This is a genomic window from Mycobacterium sp. E183 (assembly GCF_001667735.1).
Classification (GTDB): Bacteria; Actinomycetota; Actinomycetes; order Mycobacteriales; family Mycobacteriaceae; genus Mycobacterium.
Genome location: NZ_LZJN01000160.1, coordinates 90624 through 113390 on the forward strand (window position 1 = coordinate 90624; position 22767 = coordinate 113390).

General features: G+C 63.7%; 24 protein-coding genes and 2 pseudogenes. 10 read left to right on the forward strand and 16 right to left on the reverse strand.

What is annotated here, in order from left to right:
* Positions 1-284: 284 nt before the first annotated feature.
* The 7 genes and pseudogenes from A5691_RS19040 to A5691_RS28090 all read left to right on the forward strand — a co-directional run.
* Positions 285-2564 (forward strand): LuxR C-terminal-related transcriptional regulator, encoded by a 2280-nt coding sequence (locus A5691_RS19040; RefSeq protein WP_067275596.1) that lies wholly within the window; start codon positions 285-287, stop codon positions 2562-2564.
* 311 nt (positions 2565-2875) lie between these two features.
* Complete coding sequence (locus tag A5691_RS19045) at positions 2876-3406, forward strand: YkgB family protein (RefSeq protein ID WP_067275600.1); 531 nt, start codon at positions 2876-2878, stop codon at positions 3404-3406.
* 99 nt (positions 3407-3505) lie between these two features.
* On the forward strand, positions 3506-3907 hold the full coding sequence (locus A5691_RS19050; protein WP_068016952.1) for a hypothetical protein: 402 nt from the start codon (positions 3506-3508) through the stop codon (positions 3905-3907).
* A gap of 265 nt (positions 3908-4172) precedes the next feature.
* A complete protein-coding gene (locus A5691_RS19055) occupies positions 4173-4550 on the forward strand; it encodes a tryptophanase (RefSeq protein WP_231981001.1) in 378 nt (125 codons plus the stop codon).
* Positions 4551-4669: 119 nt separating this feature from the next.
* Positions 4670-5911: a thiolase family protein gene (locus A5691_RS19060; protein ID WP_068016956.1), complete on the forward strand. Its 1242-nt coding sequence runs from the start codon at positions 4670-4672 to the stop codon at positions 5909-5911.
* A gap of 450 nt (positions 5912-6361) precedes the next feature.
* Complete coding sequence (gene lpdA, locus A5691_RS19065) at positions 6362-7771, forward strand: dihydrolipoyl dehydrogenase (RefSeq protein ID WP_068016959.1); 1410 nt, start codon at positions 6362-6364, stop codon at positions 7769-7771.
* An 83-nt stretch (positions 7772-7854) separates the two neighbouring features.
* Positions 7855-8061 (forward strand): annotated as a pseudogene (locus A5691_RS28090) (FAD-binding protein); the annotation flags it as partial.
* 18 nt (positions 8062-8079) lie between these two features.
* Here A5691_RS28090 and A5691_RS19070 read toward each other — a convergent pair.
* The 9 genes from A5691_RS19070 to A5691_RS19105 all read right to left on the reverse strand — a co-directional run bounded on the left by A5691_RS19070 (position 8080) and on the right by A5691_RS19105 (position 15012).
* Positions 8080-8439, reverse strand: coding sequence for a four-helix bundle copper-binding protein (locus A5691_RS19070; RefSeq protein WP_067275712.1), 360 nt, complete (start codon positions 8437-8439; stop codon positions 8080-8082).
* A gap of 121 nt (positions 8440-8560) precedes the next feature.
* Positions 8561-9064 (reverse strand): DUF421 domain-containing protein, encoded by a 504-nt coding sequence (locus A5691_RS19075; protein WP_067275613.1) that lies wholly within the window; start codon positions 9062-9064, stop codon positions 8561-8563.
* 34 nt (positions 9065-9098) lie between these two features.
* Positions 9099-9527, reverse strand: a complete 429-nt coding sequence (locus tag A5691_RS19080) for a Rid family hydrolase (protein WP_067275617.1) — start codon at positions 9525-9527, stop codon at positions 9099-9101.
* A gap of 262 nt (positions 9528-9789) precedes the next feature.
* On the reverse strand, positions 9790-10062 hold the full coding sequence (locus A5691_RS27515; RefSeq protein WP_197694417.1) for a DUF6510 family protein: 273 nt from the start codon (positions 10060-10062) through the stop codon (positions 9790-9792).
* Positions 10062-10775 (reverse strand): ferredoxin reductase, encoded by a 714-nt coding sequence (locus tag A5691_RS19085; protein ID WP_369827092.1) that lies wholly within the window; start codon positions 10773-10775, stop codon positions 10062-10064. Before A5691_RS19085 ends, A5691_RS27515 begins: the two co-directional genes overlap by 1 nt.
* A 53-nt stretch (positions 10776-10828) precedes the next feature.
* Positions 10829-11428 carry a sulfite oxidase-like oxidoreductase gene (locus A5691_RS19090; protein ID WP_067275623.1) on the reverse strand — a complete coding sequence of 200 codons (600 nt, stop codon included), beginning with the start codon at positions 11426-11428 and terminating at the stop codon, positions 10829-10831.
* Between the two features lie 28 nt (positions 11429-11456).
* The gene (locus A5691_RS19095) at positions 11457-12824 is read right to left on the reverse strand and encodes an NAD(P)/FAD-dependent oxidoreductase (protein WP_067275626.1); all 1368 of its coding nucleotides are present in this window, start codon (positions 12822-12824) and stop codon (positions 11457-11459) included.
* Positions 12825-13118: 294 nt separating this feature from the next.
* Positions 13119-14534: an NAD(P)H-quinone dehydrogenase gene (locus tag A5691_RS19100; protein ID WP_068016966.1), complete on the reverse strand. Its 1416-nt coding sequence runs from the start codon at positions 14532-14534 to the stop codon at positions 13119-13121.
* Positions 14535-14586: 52 nt separating this feature from the next.
* Entirely contained in the window at positions 14587-15012 is a 426-nt protein-coding gene (locus tag A5691_RS19105) for a DUF5709 domain-containing protein (RefSeq protein ID WP_369827093.1), read from the reverse strand.
* A 446-nt stretch (positions 15013-15458) separates the two neighbouring features.
* On the opposite strand from A5691_RS19105, the gene A5691_RS19110 reads away from it, so the two are divergent.
* Positions 15459-16058 carry a sigma-70 family RNA polymerase sigma factor gene (locus A5691_RS19110; RefSeq protein WP_082950412.1) on the forward strand — a complete coding sequence of 200 codons (600 nt, stop codon included), beginning with the start codon at positions 15459-15461 and terminating at the stop codon, positions 16056-16058.
* Between the two features lie 67 nt (positions 16059-16125).
* On the opposite strand, the gene tal is transcribed toward A5691_RS19110, so the two are convergent.
* The 4 genes from tal to A5691_RS19130 form a co-directional block, all read right to left on the reverse strand.
* Positions 16126-17214, reverse strand: coding sequence for a transaldolase (tal, locus tag A5691_RS19115; RefSeq protein ID WP_068016970.1), 1089 nt, complete (start codon positions 17212-17214; stop codon positions 16126-16128).
* 156 nt (positions 17215-17370) lie between these two features.
* Positions 17371-17919: a peptide-methionine (S)-S-oxide reductase MsrA gene (msrA, locus tag A5691_RS19120; RefSeq protein ID WP_067275642.1), complete on the reverse strand. Its 549-nt coding sequence runs from the start codon at positions 17917-17919 to the stop codon at positions 17371-17373.
* Complete coding sequence (gene msrB / locus A5691_RS19125; protein WP_068016974.1) at positions 17916-18404, reverse strand: peptide-methionine (R)-S-oxide reductase MsrB; 489 nt, start codon at positions 18402-18404, stop codon at positions 17916-17918. Before msrB ends, msrA begins: the two co-directional genes overlap by 4 nt.
* A gap of 28 nt (positions 18405-18432) precedes the next feature.
* The gene (locus tag A5691_RS19130; protein WP_067275649.1) at positions 18433-19203 is read right to left on the reverse strand and encodes an SDR family NAD(P)-dependent oxidoreductase; all 771 of its coding nucleotides are present in this window, start codon (positions 19201-19203) and stop codon (positions 18433-18435) included.
* Positions 19204-19723: 520 nt separating this feature from the next.
* Between A5691_RS19130 and A5691_RS19135 the strand changes: the two genes are divergently transcribed.
* Positions 19724-20035 carry a putative quinol monooxygenase gene (locus tag A5691_RS19135; protein ID WP_067275652.1) on the forward strand — a complete coding sequence of 104 codons (312 nt, stop codon included), beginning with the start codon at positions 19724-19726 and terminating at the stop codon, positions 20033-20035.
* A gap of 65 nt (positions 20036-20100) precedes the next feature.
* Here A5691_RS19135 and A5691_RS27520 read toward each other — a convergent pair whose 3' ends face one another.
* From A5691_RS27520 to A5691_RS28750, 3 genes are all read right to left on the reverse strand, one after another.
* On the reverse strand, positions 20101-20727 hold the full coding sequence (locus tag A5691_RS27520) for a GNAT family N-acetyltransferase (protein WP_082950413.1): 627 nt from the start codon (positions 20725-20727) through the stop codon (positions 20101-20103).
* A gap of 103 nt (positions 20728-20830) precedes the next feature.
* Complete coding sequence (locus tag A5691_RS19140; protein WP_082950414.1) at positions 20831-21565, reverse strand: NADP-dependent oxidoreductase; 735 nt, start codon at positions 21563-21565, stop codon at positions 20831-20833.
* An 88-nt stretch (positions 21566-21653) separates the two neighbouring features.
* Positions 21654-22184, reverse strand: a complete 531-nt coding sequence (locus A5691_RS28750; protein WP_231981002.1) for a hypothetical protein — start codon at positions 22182-22184, stop codon at positions 21654-21656.
* A gap of 491 nt (positions 22185-22675) precedes the next feature.
* Between A5691_RS28750 and A5691_RS29175 the strand changes: the two are divergent.
* A pseudogene (locus A5691_RS29175) lies at positions 22676-22767 on the forward strand (hypothetical protein); the annotation flags it as partial.

The window sequence follows — 22767 nt, forward strand, 5'->3', positions numbered from 1 at the left end:
TTGCGGTGAGCGGACACAGCATTAGCGTGGCTCGCGAGAAAACCGTTGAGCCGGTGGTGGGACGAGGGCCCGCCGGCCCAAACGGCCACCGGCGACGCACGCCAGAGGTCATCACGGGGAACGCATCTGACTCAACGGGTTCACGGCTACTGCCCGTCACGACGAGCCTGGCCGCCCCCGCCGGGACAAACTGGGATACCGAGACGCGAGCGCCCACTCCGGAGGCATCAACACCGAGTTTTCCACCCGGGCTGGTGGATTCAACGCATTCGCGGAGTTCGGACATGACTGGGTCAGCTAACGACAGCGACAACGGGGTCGGAGAAGCCGCCGCCGCCCGCACGATTCTGCTCGGCACCAAACTGCACGTCCCGGCCATTGCGGCCAAGCTCGTTCACCGCACCGCCTTGCTCGACGCACTGTCGGCGGGGCGCCGCTGCAAGCTGACCCTACTGAGCGCGCCGGCGGGATGGGGCAAGACGACATTGCTGGCGCAGTGGGCCCTGGCTGCGGGTGAGGACAGGCGATTTGGCTGGCTGTCACTCGATCCCGCTGACAGCGACCCAGTATGGTTTTGGATGTACGTGGTCGCCGCGCTGCAGAAGACCAATCCCGGGGTGGGGATTCGCGCGGTCGAACTCCTCGCGTTGGGCGCCGACCCAGTGCAGGTGGTTCTGCCTACGCTGCTGAATGATCTGGACACGATCGAAAGCCCGACGGCGCTCATCCTCGATGACTACCACTTGGTGGCAAATCGAGCAGTCCATGAACAGCTTGCGTTCTTTATCAGCCGGATGCCGGCGAATCTGCACTTGGTATTGGCCACCCGATCGGATCCGGCGTTGCCGTTGGCTCGACTCAGGGCGAGCGGTGAGCTTGCTGAGATCCGCACCGACGATTTGCGGTTCGGCGCTATCGAGGCGACCCATCTGATGAATGACGTGCTCGGACTGGACTTAGACCACGCAGATATTCAACTGTTGCACCAACGCACCGAGGGTTGGGCTGCCGGCCTCTACCTCGCCGCTCTCTCGCTTGCCGGTCGCGCTGATGCCGCCGCGTTCATCCGGACGTTCGCCGGCGACAATCGCCATATCGTCGACTACTTGATGGCCGAGGTGCTCGACGGTCAGCCACTCCAGCTGCGCAGCTTTCTGTTACGCACGTCGATCTTGGGACGGCTCAGCGCTGCGCTGTGCGATGCGTTGCTGCAAACGTCTGGCTCAGCATTGGTGTTGGAGCAGATCGAACGTGAAAACCTGTTTCTGGTGCCACTGGACAGCTCGCGTCACTGGTATCGCTACCACCAGCTGTTCGGAGAGTTGCTGCGCACCGAACTGCGTCGCAGCGAGCCCGACCTCGTCGCCGATCTGCACCGACGAGCCGCAACCTGGTTCGAGAGCGAGGGCCTCATCGACGAGGCGGTCCGCCACCTGGTCGCCGGCGGTGATATCGCGCGAAGCGCAGACCTGATCGCCGCGGACTGGGTCGACGAATTCAACGGGGGCGGCGTCTCGACCGTCTCGGGCATGCTTGATCTGCTGCCCGAAGAAACCGTTCGACAGGATCCGAGGCTGAGCGTGGCCCGCGCGTGGATCGCCCTCAGCGTTGGTGAACTCGACGGCGCGGCCCAGTGGATCCGGACCATTGAAGGCCGACAGCCGGCCGACGGCGCGGATGACAGCGCTGTCTGCGCTCAGGTCGTCGTGTTGCGCGCGATTCACTCGCTGAAGACGGCGGACGTCGGCGCGGCGCTGGACACCGCTCGGCGGGCTATCACCCTCGATCTCGCCGAAGGACCGCTGGGCCAATCCAGCGCCTACTGCATATATGGAGCCGCGCTGTACTTCTCTGGCAGCACCCGTGAGGCGCAAGCCGCCTTCCGGCGGGCCGCACACCTGGCCGAGAAGGTGTGCGATCGTCGCGTCCGCACATACGCGTTGGGCCATTTGGCACTGATTTCAGCCGAAGATGGCCAGCTGGCGGACGCCGAACGTCAGATCCGCCGGGCCTCTGGCAGCGCCCGGGACCTGGCGGATCCGGAACACCTCGTCGACGTGATGGTGTCTCTCGCCACGGCCAAACTCCTCCGGGTGCGCGGTGACGCGGCTGCAGCACTCGCCGCCGCCGACATGGCCGTCATGTCCGCGCGCCAAGGAGGAGCAATCCCCGAGGTGATCAAGGCGCTGTCGGTCAAAGCGGAGATCATCGAGCATCTCGGCGACCGCGAGACCACCAGGGCAATCCTCGAGGAGGTCGGCACACTGGTGCGCGATTGCACGGACACCGGCATCGCCTCGACACTGCTGGCTCCGGCAGAGCGGAGGGCGGGCGTCGCGGTGACGTCGCGCCATGAGCGGTGCCCGGTCACTGAGGAGCTGACCCCCAAAGAGTTCGAGGTTCTTCGCCTGCTCGCAACCCGGTTATCGCGACGTGAAATCGGCGAGCGGCTATACGTCTCGCTCAATACCGTGAAGACCCACCAGCGCGCCATCTACCGCAAGCTCGGCGTCGAGCAACGCAGCACGGCGGTCGGCCGGGCGCGAGAACTCGGCCTGCTGTAATCCGCCTTCCCGCCCCAAACCGCACCGGCCGGGAATCATCTCATCCGAGAAAGCCTCCAGTGATCACCTCGGCGAGCCGACGGATGATGCACCCGTGCGATCGAAGAGAATCCGTGCCGCAGGAGCTTTCCTCGTCGGCGTCTCACCCGGGTGAATTGTGCGCGCGGATGAAGACAGCTCGCCCACTGCGCAGAGATAGTGGTCACTGATAACCGCCTGGATCAACGTCTCGACCAACTGCGCCGCCAACCAAGGCGGTCAGTTCGGCACCGGCCATGCGGTGAAACGACACAGTCAGGACGGGAGACCGCATGTCACACAATGAGGCCACCACCACGTTGACCGGCGGCCGGGCAAGGCTTCGAGCGATTCACATGGCGCCCGTGGCCGCACGATACGGTCTGGTGATAGTCCTGGCCTGGTTCGGCGCCATGAAGTTCACTTACTATGAATCCCACGGCATTTCACATTGGGTGGCCAATAGCCCGCTCCTGAGTTGGGTGTACGAAATCATGTCGATCGACGCCTTTGGTCGCTTGAACGGATCAATAGAATTGATCACCGCAGCATTGCTTGCCGTCAAGCCGTGGTTCCCGAAGGCGTCCGTGGCGGGCGGCCTATTCGCCTCACTGTTCTTCGTGATCACGCTGAGTTTCATGATCACCACCCCCGGAGTCGGCGAGGCGTCTGCTGGCGGTTTTCCCGTTTTGTCCGCCGACGGGGAATTCTTGATGAAGGACATTGCGCTCATCGGCTTGGCGCTCTGGCTGCTTGCGGACTCGATCGACGCCACCCGCGGACAGGCGGAGCCGGTCAAACGGACTGACACATTCTGCGGATGAGGTTGCCGCTCACTCGGTGTTACCGCTGGCGACTGTACCGGTAAAAGCCGAATCCAGGGCGTGATTAACGATGGGTGAGGGTGTCGTATTGACGGGCGCGTGCGCACTAGTGAGCGCCGCGGCGCGCGGGACGCATCCGACGGGCAGCGCGTCGATCATGGTCACCGCGAAGGTGTTAGCGAGATCGATCTTCTGATCGCCAAGTGTTGCGTCGATATCATCGGGGCCACCCCCTCCGGCTCCCGGTTCGCTCAACGCAGGTATGAGATGGTCACGGCCCCGATCCGATTGGATACGATCAGCGGTGATCCGACGGTGGTTATCCGCTACACCGGTATCGCCGAACGCACTGAGCTCGCGGTGTCCCTGCGGTTCGAGGCCGAAGACCGATTCACACAGCGCACCTTGACATTTCAACATGATTTCGGAGGGGTCTGCCTCACCGCACAATCACCAGTGGTCACCAGACGAATGCCGCTACGCCGGTTCCGTTCCGTCTGAACGCATCGCACGAATCACCCGGGCGAGCAGATAGCTGGGTGATGACGATTCACCCCGCGTGCGGACATGCTTATCGAAGAGCAGATGTCGCCGGGTTCATGGCCACACAGCGGGGCGCAGCCTAGGCCCACGTAGGTGGCGACTGGACCGGAAGCATAGCCAAAAACGAGTCGTCCAGCCGCCGCCGGCGGAGCCCGGGAAGGAAACCACCACGTGGGCACAGGTTTTGAGGCCAAAGAGACTATCGACCCAGGTGGTTTCTGACATGAAACGTGCCCTGGCCCGATTGGCGTCGTCGACGACTCTTCACCCGGCGAGTTGCATTTCGCGTGCGCAATCGCGTCCCACGAATTCCGGGCCGACCATCTCCGATGAAGACATGGCGTGGCTACTGGCCGATGCGGTGACGTCGGGCCTGACCGGCTACGAACGCACGCTCGTCTTCGTCGAGTTGGGATGCGGGGAAGGCTATCTCGCGATCAAGCGCATCCTCACCACGCTCTTGTCAAACCCGATCCCGTTGCCGGTATCGATATTCTCGAAGCTGGCGGTCTGGCTGAATAGCTACACCGCCAACCCAGAGGAATCACAACTGCGCATGATGCTTGACGTCATTCGACTGCAGCAGTTCAAGGCGGTTTAGGTGGTGTGCGTCAGAATCGCCTCGAATAATCTCGGGAAGCGTGGCCGGGTGAGCCGGCGGGATGGCTCACCTCACCCACACGAGGCCTTGCGGACCCGATGCATTCGAAAAGTACGACGATGACTGAGGCCTATGTGTTGGGGGGTGTACGGACCCCGTTCACCCGCTATGGCGGCACGCTGTCGGGTATTCGGGCCGACGACCTGCTGGGCATGACGATGAAGGGCGCGTGTGACCGGCTGGGTGTGCCGCTCGATGCCGTCGAGGACATCGTGGCGGGGTGCGTGAACCCGGCTCACGAGGGCATGGGCGACATCGCCCGCTGGGCGGCGTTGGCCGCGGGGTTTCCTGACACCGCGGCCGGGGCCACCGTGAACAGATTTTGCGGATCATCGCTCAGCGCGGCGGTGACGATCAGCCATGCGATCAAGGCCGGCGACCTCGGGCTAGGTATCGCCTGTGGCGTCGAGTCGATGTCGCGGTCGGGGTGGGCGTTGATGAAGGGCGAAGCCGCGTTCAGCCCCCGAGGTCCGGTTGTCATGCTCGACACCATGTGGAGCGGTGCTGGAGGACCGCCCAATGCGGTACTACTGGCCCGCAACGCTTACATCAGCATGATCGAGACCGCGCAAAATGTCGCCGACCGCTACTCGCTGAACCGCGAGGAGATCGACGCCTTTGCGCTGCGATCCCAGCGACGCGCCAAGGCCGCTCGTGATCGAGGTCGACTGGCCAAAGAGATTATGACCGTGACGATCCCAGCGACAAAGAAGGCGCCCGCCCGCCTAGCAGAACATGACGAGTTCATCCGCGATGACACCACCGCTGAGGTGCTGGCGGCTTTACCGGCCCAGCCCGGAACGACTCAAATGACCGCGGCCAACTCCTCGCCTTTGAGTGATGGCGCCAGTGCCGTCGTCATCGCTTCCGGAGAGCGAGCCAGCGAACTCGGCATCGAGCCGTTAGCCCGAGTGATATCGAGCGCGGTCTATGGCATCGATCCCCTCATTATGGGGGTGGCCCCCGCATGGGCGATTCCGGCCGCGATCCGCCGGGCCGGGCTTGTCCCCGAGCAGATCGACGTGTGGGAGGTGCATGAGGCGTTCAGCGCCCAGGCACTCGGCGTGTTGCGGGAATTACCAAACCAGCTGGACGGTTTCGTGGTTCCCGATGACAAGCTGACACCCAATGGTGGCGCGGTGGCGATCGGACACCCCTTCGGGGCTACCGGAGCTCGCTATCTGCTGACGTTGGCGATCGAATTGGCTGAAAGAGGCGCCCGTTACGGGGTGATTGGGGTCTGCATTGGCTCGGGCCAGGGAGTAGCGGTGGTCTTGGAAAGCGTTGCCGCCGCGGAGTAACAACGCGCGAACGACCGAACGGCCGCGCCCGGCGGTCACCCTCACCCGGGTGAATCGGTGACGAGGGCGATGACATCTCGCCCGGCTCGGCGACACTCTGGTCGATAAAGAGTTGCGGATGCTTCTACGCAGGTCGCGGCTCTCGGGCAAGCCGCCGTGTCTCACCGATGGTTCGCATTGACACCGCGGGCCAAACCGCAAGCAAGTCGGACGAACTAGAAGGGCCACTAACCGGTGAACCCCAGAACGGCACTGCGACTTTGCGATAGAGCGTTGCCGCGCCATCGTCTCACCAGTCGGGTCGCGCGCAATGTCATCGCCATCGAACATTTCGTGGCGGTCCCAGCCGATTGAGTGGGACGAACAGCCGAGTCGGATGCCGATGTGCCTGCGAAGGTTTCGGCGCCGGCGACCGACGATCTACTTATCACCCAAGGAAGGCACCTCGCGATGAGTGCACCAGTACCCCCGGAATATGACCTGGTGGTCGTCGGCGCCGGCTCGGGCGGATACGTCGCTGGCATCCGCGCAGCCCAACTCGGCTTGGCCGTCGCCATCATCGAAGAACGCTACTGGGGCGGGGTCTGCCTCAACACCGGCTGCGTGCCGTCAAAAGCCTTGCTGCGCAACGCCGAGATCGCCTCCATCCTGAAGCACCAGGCAGACGAGTTCGGCATCCGCGGCAACATCCACCTCGACTACGCCCGTGCCGTGTCACGCAGCCGCGAAGTCGCCGACGCCCGGGTGCGTGGCGTGCACTTCCTCATGCGCAAAAACAAGATCACCGAAATCGACGGGCGGGGCCGCTTCACCGGAGCCCACACACTCGACGTCGAGCTGCGTGACGGCGGCACCAGCACCCTCCGCTTTGACAACGCCATCATCGCCACTGGCTCACGAGTGCGGACGCTGCCCGGGACCACCCTGAGCGAGAACATCGTGACCTACGAACAGCAGATCCTCGATGCGACGACACCCGAGTCCATCATCATCATCGGCGCCGGCGGAATCGGCATGGAATTCGCCTACATCCTCGACAGCTACGGCGTCGACGTCCAAATTCTCGAGTACGCTGACCGCGCACTCCCCAACGAAGACACCGACGTCTCCAAGGAACTGACCCGCCAGTACCGACGCCGCGGCATCCCCATCCACACCAATACCCGAGTGGACGCGGTGATCGACCAAGGCGACCGCGTCACCGTCACCCACACCGACGGCAGCGGCCACACCACCTCAGTCGACGCCGCCCGCGCGTTCATCTGCATCGGATTCTGCCCCAACGTCGAGAACCTCGGCCTCGACAGGCTCGGCGTGCACCTCACGACGAGCGGGGCAATCGACATCGACGACTACATGCGCACCTCGGCTCCCCACATCTTCGCGATCGGCGACGTCACCGCCAAAGTTCAACTGGCCCATGTCGCTTCGGCCCAGGGAATCGTCGCCGCCGAGACCATCGCCGGCGCGCCGACCATGCCCTTGGACTACCGCATGATGCCACGAGTGACGTTCTGCCAACCCCAAGTTGCCAGCTTCGGTTACACCGAAGACCAGGCCCGCGCCACCGGCCGCGATATTCGCGTCGCCACGTTTCCCATGCAGGCCAGCGCAAAGGCGCACGGCCTCGGCGAACGGGCGGGCTTCATCAAACTCATCGCCGACGCCGCGCACGGCGAGCTACTCGGAGCCCACCTCGTCGGTGCCGAAGTCAGCGAGCTACTGCCCGAGCTCACCGCAGCCCAGCTCTGGGACCTGACCGCCACCGAGCTGGCCCGCAACGTGCACACCCATCCCACTCTGGGTGAGGGACTACAGGAGTGCTTCCATGCACTCACCGGACACGCCATCAACCTATGAGGCCGACACCGAGTGACGCTCCCACGCCGCGCCGGCCCCGCGGACGACGAACGCCGGTCCGCTCCATCGAGCACCACCGATTGATGCGGGCCGCGGACCGGCTTCGTGATGTCATCGTTGTCGGGTCAGGCCACGCCGGCTACACCGCGGCGATTTACGCCGCGCGCGCTGGGCTTGACACCCTCGTCGTGGAGGGCGTAACGCCCGGCGGTGCGCTGATGTCCGCCGGGTTGGTGGAGAACTATCCCGGGATCGGTCCGTCCGTGCGCAGACGCGCGCTGGTGGCTGCGATGCGCGACCAGGCATGGTCACACGTCGGCGCAGATGCGGCAGTGCTCATGATGCGCCGAGTGCAGATCACATTCGTCGCCGCAGGCCTTACACGTAACCGCGCATGCCTCCAGCACCGCTTGGGTGACGGTTGCGTCGTATGCCGTGTAACGAGACAATACGCGGCTCGTAGTCACGCAGATGTCGGCGCAGTCAAGGTTTGTGCGAATGCATGTCGTGAGATGCGCGAGCCGCTCCTCGCTAAGGTCGGAGTCCGCGCACGCCGTGCAGGCTTGAGCGCACTCTATGCAGACTTCGATACATCTGATCAGTTTGGCGCTGTCGATATCACCAAGCGGCCCGGGATAGGTCGCCAGCATGCTGCTCACGGTGCTCATCGAATCCCTCCTCTTCATCTGTCCTGAACTGTGTCCGTCCGCGACGTCGCCAGCGAAATACGCTGTAGTGAAAAGCGCTTCGATAGATCTCTCTTCATGAAGCCGGACGTAGCTCTCCGGTTCATCCGGCCGGTTTCCCCTTTACATCCGTCAACAAAATCGAGATTGCGCCCTTGGCTTCGAAGATCGCCAGGTGAATACGATCGGAGCTCTCGTGTCCGTGCTGTCGTAGCACAGCCTCGAGATCGGCAGTGGTCATTCCGCATCGACGAAGGTTGCGTCGGTCGACGTGTCCGTTGCGGATCAGCACTTTGAGAGGCGGATCGATGACACGTCGAATCGCCGGAATGAAGCGCAATCTCGCTAGTACAGCGTGGGCGACGAGAAGACTGATGAGCGCCGAGGTTGCGGTCAGCCACGAGCTATCGCTGGCGGTTGCAGCCCGACCGACGATGGCTCCGGCCGCCACCGCAGCGATCCAGTCGAATGGCGCGAATTCGGCGAGGGTCCGGCGCTCCATGAAACGAAAGAGGATTGCAGCGGTGAGGAATAGCGCCGAGGCTTTGACGGCCGCATCGACCGCGCCGGGCGGGTCACCAATCAGGGAATGAAATATTCGGTCCACCCGTGCCTCCGACCTCGCGACTGAGTGCAGACGTCTACTTCCTGCCCGAGTCGACGATCGCGACGACCTCGATCTCGACACGCTGGCCGGGCAATGCGAGCGCCTCAACGCCTAGCGCGGTCCACAGCGGCATACTCGCGCCGAATCGCTTGCGGAACTGGTCCACCATCACCGCCATATGTTCAGTCCCAATGGAATCAGGGGTCGTGGGGACATGGTAGGAGTGGACGTTCACGACGTCGCGCCAGGTGGCGCCGGCCTCAGCGAGCGTCTTTTCAACGTTGTCGCACGCCCGGACTATCTCCTCCTCCAGGGGTGTGCCCGGCATGGCGAAGTCCGCGTCCCAGCCACCTTGGCCGGAGATCTCAATGCGATCACCGATGCGAAGAGCTTGGCGGTAGTGGTTTCGAGTGCGGGCTATCTCGCCGTACCCGGGGGTGTCGAAGAACTCGAGTTCAGCCATGCTTCGGCCTCTTCTCCTCGTCGATTGTTGCCGCCTAGGTCGTTGCGACCGATCTGCTTGCCCGAACAGGACCGTCGGTCCGGGGCCCACAAGCCGGATCCAACGACAACTATCCGTGGGCGTGGGGTGAGGTGTCCTCATCCGGCTGGGTAATTCACCCGGATGGAAACCGGCGCATGGCGTGTACGCCGCTGCAGTCGCCCCATCGCATCCACGATGTCGGCGGTACCCACGCGGCGGGCGAGTGCGTCGAGGGACCCCATCAGGGGGCCGGGATCGGGACACGCCAAGACTGGGCACCGCGGAAGTCGAGCCACACTTCGGTGGGCGTTCGCACCAGGCGGGCAAGGATGTCTCCGCAGCATGGACAACGCACCACGATGCCGGGTCCGCGTTGATAGACGTGACATTCGGCGAAGGCCCTGGCGCAACCGCATTTCCCACAAGTCAACGTCGCGGTGGTGACGTCGAATCCCAGTACTTCTGCGAAGACGCCCGCGGCCGCGTTACCGTCGACGTGCGTTGGTTCGGTCATCACTCCTCGCTTCCGGATTGGCTGCTCGGCCCGAACCGCTCGGTCCGGATCGCTGACGGTTGATGCCCCCGCTCGATCAGCATCGCGGTGACCGATTCTACGAATCCCGTTGGACCGCAGACGTATACGCGTGTGCCGACGATGGACGCCCACTCGGATGCCATGTCGGCGATACGGACCCGCCCCGGCGGCCGAGTCGCCTCCGCTGGGGCCACGCGGGTGTAGACCAGCCCAACCTGCAGCCAGCCGCATTCGCGCTCGAGCCGGCTCAGCTCTTGGGCGTAGTACACGTCGCCGGGACTGCGCACCGAATAGACCAGCCGAAAGTCGGCGCTGCCCGCCACTACCCGCTGTCGAAGCATAGCCATCAACGGCACGATTCCCGATCCGCCGCCGATGAGCAGAACCCGAGCGGCGTCGTCGTCAGGCTGCCAGACGAACCAGCCGCCGATGGGTCCTCGGAGTTCGACCTCGTCTCCGGCGACAAGCCCGACGAGGTAGGGTGAGACTTCCCCATCGGGAATCTGCTGCACGGTGAGCTCGATGCGCTCACCGTCGGGTGGTTTGCTCAGCGAATAGCTGCGTTGCGCGGTGTACCCGTCTGCGGCGGTCAGCTTGAGATCAATGTGCTGCCCCGCCAAGTGGCCGCCCCAGCCCGGCACGGTCAGCTCTATCGTGTGCGCAGACTCCGTCTCGGGCTCAGAGTCCACCACACGCGCGACTCGCCACCGTAACTTCGGTCTCAGGTGACCATCCACAACCGTCGTCAATCCCCGGCGTAGCGTTGTTCTTGCCACGGGTCGCCGTAGTTGTGGTAGCCCAACCCCTCCCAGAATCCCGGTATGTCGCGGTCGCGCAGCTCGATGGATCTCACCCACTTCGCGGACTTCCAGAAGTACAGGTGCGGCACCAACAGTCGTGCCGGCCCGCCGTGCACCGCGCTAAGCGGTGCGCCCTGGTAGACATAGACGATCCAAGCCTTTCCACCGAGAAGGTCGCCCAACGGAAGATTGGTGGTGTATCCGCCGTAGGAACCGACCAGTGCGAATCTGGCGGTGGTGTCGATAGATTCGAAGAGCGTGTCCAGGGAGACGCCTTCCCACTCGGTATCCAGCTTGGACCAGGTGGTAACGCAGTGAATGTCCACGGTGAGCCGCTCACTGGGCAGGAGTTTGAGCTGGGCCCAGGTCCACGAGTGTTCAGCGCCGCGCTCGTCGCGAATGGTGAATCGCCAGTCATCAAGATCGATCCGCGGAGTGGGTCCTGCTTGCAGGACGGGGAAGTCCACGGTCAAATGCTGCCCGGGCGGGAGCTCACGCACCGACTCGCCGCGTCGTCCGCGAAAGCCCTTGTTGACGATGGTCATTGGTGTTCACCACGCTGCTTGCTGAATGTCATTCCGCGCCGGCCGCCTTCGGTAGCTGGACGACTGCGCCGGCCGTGTATTCGGCGTCAGTGCCCGGATCGAATCCCATCGACAACACGGTGCGGGGGAAGAAGACATCGGTGAGGTACGCCAGCGCGACTGCCCAGCGGTTGACGAGCCGGGGAAGCGCATAAAGGTGGTAGGCGCGGGCGACAAACTTCGCGGCATAGCCCGATAGGTGGATGCCCAGTGGGTTGGCGACGGCGTAGCGTGGACCCAAGTCGACCACCATGCCCTGATCGCTGTGGCGGTAATCCTTCCGCACACCGTAGCCGAGGCTGGCGGCGACGTTGCGGGCCAACGTCTTACCTTGCCGACTCGCATGCTGGGCGGTGGGCGGGGCGATCTTGCCCGGCTGGGTAAGGTCCGGGACCGCGGCGGCGTCGCCCGCGGCAAAGACCTCGGGATGACCTGGTACCTGCAAGTCGGCCTGCACTTTCAGCCGGCCCCGTTCCGTCTCCAAGCCCAGTGTGGCGATCAGCGGTGACGGGGTCACGCCGGCCACCCACGCCACGGTGTAAGTGTCGATGCGTGAATCATCGCTGAGCACAACATGATCGGCGTGGACCTCCTTGATGGTCGTCCCCAGCCGCACGTCGACCCCGCGAGAGCGCAGCACACGCATCGCCGCGTCGCCGAGCTTCTGCCCCAGCTCGGGCATGACTCGGTCCGCCAAGTCGAGCAGCACAAACCGCACAGAGGCCCGATCGAAACCCATTTGCTTCGCCGCTGCGTCGGCGAGCGCGCGCAGCTGCGCCGTCAATTCGGAACCGGAATACGACGCACCGACAACGACAATCGCGCGGCGCGCTGCGGCGCGTGCCTCGTTTTCGTCGACCTGAGCCAGTTCCAACTGCTCGATCACACGATCACGAAGATACAGCGCCTCGGCCGTCGACTTCAGACCGTGCGCGTATTTGGCCAAACCCGGCGTATCCAAAAGCCGGGTCACCGAGCCCGGTGTTAAGACCAGCCGATCCCACGACAGCGTCCCTCGCCGACCCTCCGGATCGGTGAACGACAGTAGACGCCGATCGAAGTCAACGCTATCGACCAATCCACGCACCGCCCGCACGCCCGTCAGCGTTCCGGCCAGCGGGACACAGACAAACCGGGGGTCCACCAGCCCACCGGCCACATCCGCCAGCAACGGCGTGTACTGCAGATAATCGACCGCCGAAACGATGGTCACCCTCACATCCGAGGCGCGCGCCTTATCAAGCCGTCGGGCCAGTCGCCGCGCGCACTCGAAACCGGCGAAGCCGCTGCCGACGATCACAACCGAGGTGGTCGGTGGCGCCTTCTGCGGTTGACGGCGGGCCGAGACCGGCTTCATATCTCTTCTCCTGTTTGGCATCTGGGTGGCGACGTGGTGTTGACGATCGATCGCACGACGTTGTCGTGCTCCTCGGTGACCACGCGACTGCGGCGCGGTGGACAGCTGGGAGATATCCAGCACGAGCATCGCCCGACGCCGACGATCTGTCATCACTCCTCAGGCCGATTCACCCGGGTGATAATGCTCAATCCGCAATCCGGCTACACCGAATCGACTGCTCGTGCGGGCTGAGTGACGCGTGCTTCGAGGGAGTGCGAGCGGCGGACCTCGTCGAGCTGGTGAATTCGTGCATCAGTCGAGCTCGGAGCGGGCTACGAGCCGGCGGGCCACCTCGGTGATCGAACCGGACAGCGACGGATATACCGCAAGCGTCTGCGCCAAATCATCGACGGTTATGCGGTTTTGAACAGCGATCGCGATCGGTAGTATCAACTCGGAAGCGATCGGCGCGACCACCACGCCGCCGATTATCACGCCGCTGTCCTGTCGGCAAAATAGCTTGACGAATCCCTGATGCAGCTCTGACATTTTCGCCCGCGCATTGGTTTTCAACGGCAGCATAATGATGCGGGCCTGAATGGACCCCTGGTCGATCGCGGCCTGCGAGACACCGACCGCCGCGACCTCCGGGTGGGTGAACACCGTCGCCGCAACGGTACGCAATCGCAGTGGATTCACGGCCTCACCGAGCGCGTGATACATCGCGATGCGGCCCTGCATGGCTGCAACGGAGGCCAACGGCAAAAGACCGGTGCAGTCCCCCGCCGCGTAGATGCCCGCGACCGATGTGCGCGATACGCGATCGACTGCAATGTAGTCGCCGGGCCCTGATCCGATGCCCACACGCTGCAGGCCTAGCCGGCCGGTGTTGGGGACTGCCCCGAGTGTCATCAACGCGTGGGTGCCTTCGACCGTTCGCCCGTCGGCCATTGTCACGAGCACCCCGCCGTCGGTGCGCCTCACGGATTTTGCCCGGGCGCCCTTGATTACTTCGACGCCACGTTGGGCGAAAGATTCCTCGAGCACCTGTGCGGCGTCGGCGTCCTCGTGCGGCAAAACCCGGTCGCGGCTCGCTACCAGCGTTACCGCCACACCCAACTCGGTGTAGGCATTGGCGAATTCGATACCAGTCACCCCGCAACCCACCACGATAAGGTGGTCGGGCAGCGAGTCCAGGTCATAAAGCTGGCGCCAGGTCAAGATCCGCTCGCCGTCGGGGTGTGCCGACGGCAGGATCCGGGGGCTGGCGCCGGTGGCGATCAACACGACATCGGCATCGCGGACCGTCGTACTGCCGTCACGCGCGGTGACTTTGACGCGGTGGTGTGCCAGACCGGGAGCCGCATCCACCAATTCGCCGCGGCCGGCGATCAACTCAACGTCCATAGCCAGCAGCTGGGCCGTGATATCCACCGATTGCTCAGCGGAGAGCGCCTTGATCCGCTGGTGGACTTCTGCCAAACAAATCTTGGCGTCGTCGACGTGGGCGTCAAAACCCAGCCTGGTCGCCCGCCGCAGTTCGGTGCGCAGCCCCGTCGAGGCGATAAAGGTCTTCGACGGCACGCAGTCACACAACACCGCGGCACCGCCGACCCCGTCGGAATCGACAACGGTGACGCGCGTTACGGCAGGACCTCGTGCCGCCGCTACTAACGCTGCCTCATAACCGGCCGGGCCACCGCCAAGGATCACAATGCGGGTTACCACGGCTCAGATTTCACCCACTGGCCGCACGGTAGGTCATCGGAGACGCCATACCTCACCCGCGCTCCTCGTCGACGACGATATGCATGGCGGCTTCCTCCGCCGAGGCGGCGCCGCCGTCGATGCCGACGTCGTGGGCAAGGTAATCCGCACCCGGATCAGTTGAATCGACGTCGAAGGCGACAAGCCGGCCTGCGCGCACATCGCCGACCTGATCGTCGATGGGCTCACCGTCGCTGTCGGTGCTATCACCAATCCCGTCGCCATCCCACTGGTCGGTCACGTCGGGCACCTCACGGGCCAGTCGGCGCGCGAGACTCTCATGGGTGCGCGCTTCCCTCGCGGTCAGTCCCCACGCTCGCAGTTCGCGGGGGCGTTCCGGAGGCGAGTAACCTTCGTCGAGGTCGATGCCCGTCTGTTCTGAGTCCAAGCTTTCTTCTGGCTCGAGCAGATGGGCCTGCACATCATCGAATTCAGAAATCCCCACCCGGCACCGTCTCCGTTCCGTAACTGCAAAGGTTTCGACAACAACACACAGCTGCGCAGCCATCGACGTCGTGATCATGGCGGGCAGAAGGGTGAGCTGTCGTCGTCCACCTCGGTCGATCACCCGGGTGATCTGGCGGCCAACTTGACCTGGCAGCGGCGCGGGCGCTCATCCGGATGAAATGTCCCGGCGGGTGATGACGGCTCACCCCGCGGTGATCGATGCTGGCACCAGTTGGCAAGCGCAGGTGCTGTGGAGGTTAGATGCGATGACAGGCGCACGTGCAGCTAGCGGCTCACGCACTTGGTTGGCGCAGTCCGTGAGACGCCGGCCCGTCGAGCAGGACAGGCCTTGCCTCGCGCCCGCGGCCTGCTTGGCTGGTGCTCGCGAGGGCGAGCCACGCTGCACGCCACTACTTTTCGCGGTAGCGGGAGAATAACGTGGGTTACGTACGAGCTGAATCGACGAAGGCGCCAGCCGGCGCGCTGAACGCTCACTTTGAAAGCGCCATCACCCCGCTCCTTGAGCCGCTGTATCGGCGCGCTCTTCGAATGACCTCCAATCGAGTGGATGCGGAGGATCTGGTGCAAGAAACGCTGCTCAACGCGTATGCCGGTCTCGGGTCATTCGAGCCCGGGACGAACCTCAAGGCATGGCTGCGGCAGATCATGACCAACACTCATATCAGCAGTTATCGGCGGCAAAAGCGCCGTCCCGCCCAGCATCCGGCTGGTGAGATCACCGATCAACAGCTCGTGGTCAATGCCCCCTGCACCCATCGGTTCCTACGGTCGGCCGAGGACCAGGCGCTCGAGATGCTGCCAGACCCCTACCTCAAGGCTGCAATGATGCTCTTGCCTGAGCAGTTTCGCATCGCGGTGTATTTCGCCGACATTGCGGGATACACGTATAAAGAGATCGCCGTCCTGACGGACACCGGACCAGGAACCGTAAGTTCCAGGCTCAATCGCGGCCGAAAACAGTTGCGCGATTTGCTATCCAGCTCGCCAACTAATCACGAGGCGCGGGTAGCGAGTTGATGCTGCTCGACCGGTAGATCAGCTGGCCCGATGACCACAACAAGCGCTCAGCACACGGCAAGCGTGGTTAGCGTTGAACCGACCGCGACCAGGACGCAGCGAACTTGGACACCCCGTCGTGTTCCAGGAGAGCGAACACATCGTGCAGGTCGATGCCGAGGGCGGTCAGCCGGTCGAACACCTCCTGGGCCTGCGCCGCCTTGCCGGTCACGATGTCACCGACGACGACGCCGTGATCGGCGACCGCCTCCAGCGTGGGCTCTGGAATCGTGCTGACGGTGTTGGGCGCCACCAGTCCGGTGACGTACATCGTGTCGGGGTAGGCGGGGTTTTTCACTCCGGTGGAGGCCCACAGTGGTCGTTGCAGGCGAGCACCCGCGGCGCGCAACGCCGCGTAGCGCGGCTCGGCTTCGAAGACCTGCTGATAGGCGGCGTAGGCCAATCGGGCGTTGGCGATGCCCGCCTCTCCCCGCAGCGCGAGCGCCTCATCGGTCCCGATTGCCTCGAGTCGCTTGTCGACTTCGGTGTCCACCCGGGATACGAATAATGATGCTAACGAATGGATTTGGGATAGGTCAGTGCCCGCGTGCCGGGCGGTTTCGATGCCGGCCAGATAAGCGTTCATGACCGCCCGGTAGCGTTGGACGGAAAAGATCAGCGTCACGTTGACACAAACACCCTTGGCCAACGCCGCGGTGATTGCGGGCAGACCGGCGGGGGTGGCCGGTATTTTGATTAGCACGTTGGGCCGGTCGACAATCTTGGCCAGCTCAACCGCCTGCGTGACTGTCGCATCGGTGTCGTGCGCGAGCGACGGGTCGACTTCGATGGACACTCTTCCGTCGACGCCGCCGGAACCTTCCCATTGTGGACGCAGGACATCGCAGGCCGCCCGGACGTCGTCGGTGATCGCCGTGCGGACCGCGGTGTCGATGTCCGTGCCGCGGGCCGTCAGCTCGGCGATCTGGCCATCGTAGGCGCGGCCGTTTGCAAGTGCATGCTCAAAGGTGGACGGGTTAGTGGTCACGCCGACAACGCTTCTCGTGTCGATAAGCTGTCGCAGCTTGCCGGATTGCAGCAGACCGCGGGACAAGTCGTCCAGCCAAACCGACACTCCCGCCGCCGACAACGCGGCCAGGTTCGGGTTCTGAGTCATCCCGTCGCCGCCGCTCGCCCATCGCTGGGCCGCGGTAGAACCCACCCCACGGCGCATGCTGTGCCAGAAAGCACCAGCGGCGCGTACGCGCTCAACAGCACCTGCCAATGCGGCGGGGCTGTCGCCCTGTCTTGTGTTACCGAGCCCATGTCGTTGCTAAGCCGGCTTGTCGCGTCCAGCCGCCGCGGCCTTTGCCCCGTCACCGCGGTTGGGTACCGTCCAATCGGGGCGGACGTAGTGGCAGGTGTAGCCCGATGGGTAGCGCTGCAGGTAGTTCTGGTGTTCGGGTTCGGCTTCCCAAAACTCACCGGCCGGGTTCACCTCGGTGACGACTCTGCCGGGCCACCTCCCGGAATCCTCGATGTCGGCGATGGTTCGCGTTGCGATTCGCTTTTGCTCGTCGTCCAGATAGAAAATTGCCGACCGGTAACTGGTTCCGACATCATTGCCCTGACGGTTCTTGGTGGTCGGGTCGTGGATCTGGAAAAAGAATTCCAACAGCGCCCGATAATCGGTCTGGTCTGGGTCGTAGGTGATTTCGACTGCCTCGGCGTGCCCGGGGTGATTGCGGTAGGTGGGGTGTGTGTTGCTGCCACCGGTGTAGCCGACACGGGTGGTCACCACGCCGGGCTGCGCGCGGAAGAGGTCCTCCATGCCCCAAAAGCACCCGCCCGCGAGAATAGCGATCTTGTCGTGCCCGGTCATGATTGTCGCTCGCCGACGCTTTGGGCCTGTTCCGATACGTCGTTCGCGAACAATCGCAGATATCGTCCATAACCCTGGGCTTCCAGGTCATCGCGGTGGATGAATCGCAGCGATGCCGAGTTGATGCAGTAGCGCAGGCCGCCCGCTTCTCGGGGGCCGTCCGTGAATACGTGCCCCAGATGACTGTCGGCATGGGCGGAGCGCACCTCGACCCTTTGCATGAAGTGGCTAAGGTCGCGCCTCTCAACCAGGCTGTCCGAGTCGATCGGCCGGGTGAAGCTGGGCCAGCCACTTCCGCCGTCGAATTTGTCCACCGAGGCGAAAAGCGGTTCGCCAGAAACAATGTCGACGTAGATGCCTGGTTCATGGTTGTCGCAGTATTCGCCTGTGAACGGAGGCTCCGTGCCGCTCTCCTGGGTGACGTGGTATTGCTGGGGGCTGAGCGCGTCGACCGCGGCAGGATTCTTGCGGTATTGGTGTGACATCTGGTCTCCTTCGTTCGGGCAGGCTTGTTTAGTTGCGCCCGGCCATGATGCCGCCGTCGACGTTGAGAATCGCACCGGTGACCCAGCTGGCCGCATCAGACAGCAGATACGTCACTGCGTTGGCCACGTCGGCCGGGTTCCCGACTCGTCCCAGCGGATGAAGCGGCGCGAAAGTGGCAAGCGTGGCGTCGATCTCGTCCTTCGGGATGAAGCCCTCGTAGAGCGGGGTCTTGACCACAGCTGGCGCCACCGCGTTGACGCGAATGTTGTGGCCGGCGAGCTCGATGGCCAGGTTGTGGGTGAGCGCATGCAGGCCGGCCTTTTGCATCGAGTAAACCGACGAAGGAGTCAGGCCGATCGCCTGGTGTGCCCACATGCTGCCGATGTTGACGATGGACCCGCCCTCCCCCTTGGCGATCATGCCCGCGACAACGGTCTGCGTCAGGAAGAACAGGGCATAGTTGAGCTCCATGTACGAGTCATAGGTCGGCGCGTCATATTCGAGAAACGGCTTGGGGACGAAGAATCCGGCCGCGTTGACGAGCAGCGTCGCATCGCTGTGGTTCTCGGAAAGTGCGCGCTGAACATCGGCGACCGCGGTACGATCGGTCAGCTCCGAGGTGATCCCCCACGCCTGGCCGCCTTCGCCCGTCAGTTCGGTCACCGTGTCATCCACACGGTCTTTCGACCGTCCGATGATCACCGCGCTACCGCCGTGGCGCATGACGTCAACGGCGACCTGCCGGCCCATACCGGCGCTGCCCCCGACGACGACGACCTTCTTGGAATCGAAGTGCATGGTGAGACCCTTCTGCTAATCGTTCTCGACGGCTCGCCGCTGGGCCATCGCCTTTGCCCGGCAACGCGATTTGTAGCCTTGGCGTCGACGTCCGGCGCCCCGATGTCAAAGTCGAACTGCCGTCGAGTCTGCTGCGTCGCGGGGTGAGCCGTCATCACCCCGGCGTCGATTCACCCGGGTGAGTTGTGCATCCCCGAGGCCAACATCGACTCCGCGGGGACGCTCAGAGGCCGGCCGAGGCTGCTGAGTTATGAACGCGCAGTGGGTAATTCAGCGCAGCCGCAATCACCGAGGGGGTAGGCTTGCCTAGAGTCTTGGCGATGCTCACGACAAGATGCGGAGCAAAGCGATGGCGAATGTCGTTCACCAAGTAGGCCGCCATATCCCCGGCAGTCAATTCGATTGCGGGTGACGCACCATCAATTGCGCCGTGGCGGTACAAGAATGATGGCGCCGGCGAGGTAGTTACTTGATCCCGTGATGTCGAATCCCTTGAGAAGACAGTGAAGGAGCGTCAAACATGTACGGGCCAGATGAAGAAGTAGTGCTGATCACCGAGGCCGTGGCTTTGCCGGGCAAGGGAGACGACCTGCGACGCGCGTTCGTTGGGTTAATTCCTCCGTCGCTGGCCGAAGGAGCCGTTAGCACCTTTAGGCTGCACGAAGATCGCGATCGGCCCGGGCATTTCACGCTTTATCAGCGGTTCCGCAACCAGCACGGGGTCGACCTCCACGTTCAAACCGATCATTTCGCGCTCAGCGTGGAAGCGTTGTCACAGTTTGCTCAGGACGGCGAGGCCCAGACCACCTTCTACCGGGTGGTGAGTGGGTGAGCCTCCAGATGGCGCGACAAAAGCTTGGCCAACTTCCTGCTTAGGTTACATCCAGGCTAGGCCGCTTACGGAGCCTGTGCACACGCCGGCTCTGGCAGGTCAAGGTCCGCTTTGTTTAGTCGATAGACCTCAAGGGTCAGGTTGTAGTACTTGTCGGTTTCACCGACCCATTCCATGCCCACTCGTCGAGCCGTAGCCACTCCGCGATCATTGCCTGGCCGCACGACTGCGAAAACCTCGCTGACACCGATATTTGTGAATGCTTGATGCGCCACCGCATGACCGGCCTCCGCACCGAAACCGTGCCCCCATAGAGCCGGCGCAACTTGCCAGCCGATCTCGAGATCGGTGCAGCCGGGTGGTAGAGGAAGCAGTGCCACTCCCCCGACTAAGTCGCCGGAGTACCTATCGGTGATCGCCCACCGTCCCACGGGCAGGCCGGATCCGTCGCTCTGCCGGATCCATTCGCCCAAGAGATGCCGCATGTGGGCGCGGTCGGCGATCAACGGCAGCGCCGGACACAGCCAACGCGAAACCTCCGGCGCTCCGTATATCCCGTAAGCGGCACGGTCGTCTTCGAATTGCCATGGGCGCAACTGGAGACGGGCTGTCAGGATGCGTCGGGTGTGGGGGTCCCATTCGACGTGACGGTGATCATCCAATGTCGCCTCCTTCAGATCGTGAAAACTCATACCGGAAAAAGTGACCCACTAGGAAAGCAACGCCGGTAAAGAAGGTGACGATCGCGGTCGGCGTGGTACCGACATTGAGTGGTCGCCGAGTTGAGCGGTTGGCCTATGCCTCGGCGACGCGAAGCACAACCTTCCCCTTCTTCCCGCGCTGCTCGGTGCGCGCAAAAGCCTCTTCGAATTGGTTCAGCGCAAAGACCGTGTCGATCTGCGGATGCAGCTCCGGAAGCGCCGCGAGCTGCGCTCCGTTCGGTTCCACAACGAAGTACTGCGCGCCCGGCGTCTCGGCCGCGATCGTCACGATGCGCCCGGCGCGCTCTGCGCTACGAGCAAGCGCCTCACCGCCGGTGGTGTCGAACAGGAGGTCGCAGTCCTCTCCTTCGCCGACCAGAACCGCCCCGAGGTGCCGTGCGAGTTGAGCGGCGATGTGCCCGACGCCGCCATGCACGCCCGTGATGAGCACGCGCTGCCCGGCCGTGACCTTGCCGTGGACGACCAGCGCCTGAAACGCGGTCAGTCCAGTCATCGGAAGCGCCGCGGCTTGCTCGCGGCTCAGTGCGGATGGCTTCGGAGCGAGCAGGGATTTCGGTACCGCGGCCCACTCGGCGGCGACGCCGTCGTGGTCGAACGGTGTCAGCGCGATGACCTCCTCGCCGGTCGATTCGACGACACCGCACAGCTCATATGAGGGGATCGCCGGCAACCGATCGGTCGGCCAGGCCAACTCACCCCGTGTGATCGCCGCGGCATGGACCCGCACAAGCGCCTCGTCCGGCCCGGGCTCGGGTTGGGCAATCTCTTCTAGTCGTAGTCCGTCCGCGTACAGACGTATCGCCCTCATGAAATTCTCCTTCGTATGATTTGTGATTACACAACGAATAGTGCTGACAGCACTTAGCTTTTCGGGTTCAGCTCCAGTGTCGGGGTTTCTAGAGCATCACCACAACCTGCAGAATGTCGGAGACGAACACGATCGACCGGTCGCAGGTCGGGCATCGAGCGATGCGGCGGGAAAGCCACCGCACCGGCGTCGCCGGCCGTAACTCGCGCACCGTGCACTCGGCCGTGTATTCCAACGCGTCGAGATGGCCGGCGCACACGAAGCCGCACGCATTGCCGGCCTCGTCACAGTCAAAGCGCTTGCAGTGACCGACCATGTGGAATTCGATATAGGCCTCCGCCGGTTGTTTGCATCGAAATCCGTTGTCCAAGAATGCGATCTGACATTGAGGGGCGAAATCAAGATGTTCGATGCCACGGGGAGCCACTGCCGGGTTACCCACCAGCGGGGTGCCGATTGGGCTGGCAAGTGCACCATCGACCGCGCCGCGCGGACACTCATTCCGTCCAATCTGAACCGGCGAACTCGTGTTCGCGGCATCAATCGGTTGGCGGTCGAACCTCGCCGCGCGGACGCAGTGGAGTGACGTCGGCGGACATCCGCCGTAGCCGTTGGGCATCGGCGTTACCCTCTGAGCGTCAAAGTCGATGGGCACGTCGTGGCACTCCTGTGATTCTGCGTCGAGACCCCGTTAGGCGGTCCGCTCATCAGTGAGCTTGACGCGCGTCGGGGTGAATAGTCATCACCCCGACCGATCATTCACCCGGGTGAGTGACACAAGCGCACATTGGGTGGGCCAACGTTATGGAGTAACCGGCGTGCGGTCCCGGGAAGACACCAATTCGCGGGCTCGCGACCTTAGTGATCTCGGTTACGGTCCGGTGATATCTCGCTTCGAACGGGTATGCCTGGCCGAACCCATCGCTATCACGATCGGAGCGCGCCGATGGCTACCACGGTCAAACCCCGTACGGCCAGGCTCGCGCTGGTCGCCGTGGCCGCGGTGATCCTCGGGTTCGTCGCCATGTGTCATTCGAGCGACACCGACACCGGCAATGCCGCCAAGCCGACGGTGCCGGCGGCGGCCGCACCCAGCCCACCGCCCAGCGCGGCGCCGCCCCCCGCGCCGGGGACAACAAGTTCTCCGCGTTGAACACCGCGGTGTGGAGCGGTGGGTCCTTCATCTACGTTCCGCCGCCCGT

Excerpts from the sequence above, each read along its gene's own strand:
- A5691_RS19040 (WP_067275596.1), top strand. The coding sequence starts at position 285 with ATGACTGGGTCAGCTAACGACAGCGACAACGGGGTCGGAGAAGCCGCC.
- A5691_RS19045 (WP_067275600.1), top strand. The coding sequence starts at position 2,876 with ATGTCACACAATGAGGCCACCACCACGTTGACCGGCGGCCGGGCAAGG.
- A5691_RS19055 (WP_231981001.1), top strand. The coding sequence starts at position 4,173 with ATGAAACGTGCCCTGGCCCGATTGGCGTCGTCGACGACTCTTCACCCG.
- A5691_RS19060 (WP_068016956.1), top strand. The coding sequence starts at position 4,670 with ATGACTGAGGCCTATGTGTTGGGGGGTGTACGGACCCCGTTCACCCGC.
- lpdA (WP_068016959.1), top strand. The coding sequence starts at position 6,362 with ATGAGTGCACCAGTACCCCCGGAATATGACCTGGTGGTCGTCGGCGCC.
- A5691_RS19070 (WP_067275712.1), bottom strand. The coding sequence starts at position 8,439 with ATGAGCACCGTGAGCAGCATGCTGGCGACCTATCCCGGGCCGCTTGGT.
- A5691_RS19080 (WP_067275617.1), bottom strand. The coding sequence starts at position 9,527 with ATGGCTGAACTCGAGTTCTTCGACACCCCCGGGTACGGCGAGATAGCC.
- A5691_RS27515 (WP_197694417.1), bottom strand. The coding sequence starts at position 10,062 with ATGACCGAACCAACGCACGTCGACGGTAACGCGGCCGCGGGCGTCTTC.
- A5691_RS19090 (WP_067275623.1), bottom strand. The coding sequence starts at position 11,428 with ATGACCATCGTCAACAAGGGCTTTCGCGGACGACGCGGCGAGTCGGTG.
- A5691_RS19095 (WP_067275626.1), bottom strand. The coding sequence starts at position 12,824 with ATGAAGCCGGTCTCGGCCCGCCGTCAACCGCAGAAGGCGCCACCGACC.
- tal (WP_068016970.1), bottom strand. The coding sequence starts at position 17,214 with ATGACTCAGAACCCGAACCTGGCCGCGTTGTCGGCGGCGGGAGTGTCG.
- msrA (WP_067275642.1), bottom strand. The coding sequence starts at position 17,919 with ATGACCGGGCACGACAAGATCGCTATTCTCGCGGGCGGGTGCTTTTGG.
- msrB (WP_068016974.1), bottom strand. The coding sequence starts at position 18,404 with ATGTCACACCAATACCGCAAGAATCCTGCCGCGGTCGACGCGCTCAGC.
- A5691_RS19130 (WP_067275649.1), bottom strand. The coding sequence starts at position 19,203 with ATGCACTTCGATTCCAAGAAGGTCGTCGTCGTCGGGGGCAGCGCCGGT.
- A5691_RS19135 (WP_067275652.1), top strand. The coding sequence starts at position 19,724 with ATGTACGGGCCAGATGAAGAAGTAGTGCTGATCACCGAGGCCGTGGCT.
- A5691_RS27520 (WP_082950413.1), bottom strand. The coding sequence starts at position 20,727 with ATGAGTTTTCACGATCTGAAGGAGGCGACATTGGATGATCACCGTCAC.
- A5691_RS19140 (WP_082950414.1), bottom strand. The coding sequence starts at position 21,565 with ATGAGGGCGATACGTCTGTACGCGGACGGACTACGACTAGAAGAGATT.
- A5691_RS28750 (WP_231981002.1), bottom strand. The coding sequence starts at position 22,184 with ATGCCCAACGGCTACGGCGGATGTCCGCCGACGTCACTCCACTGCGTC.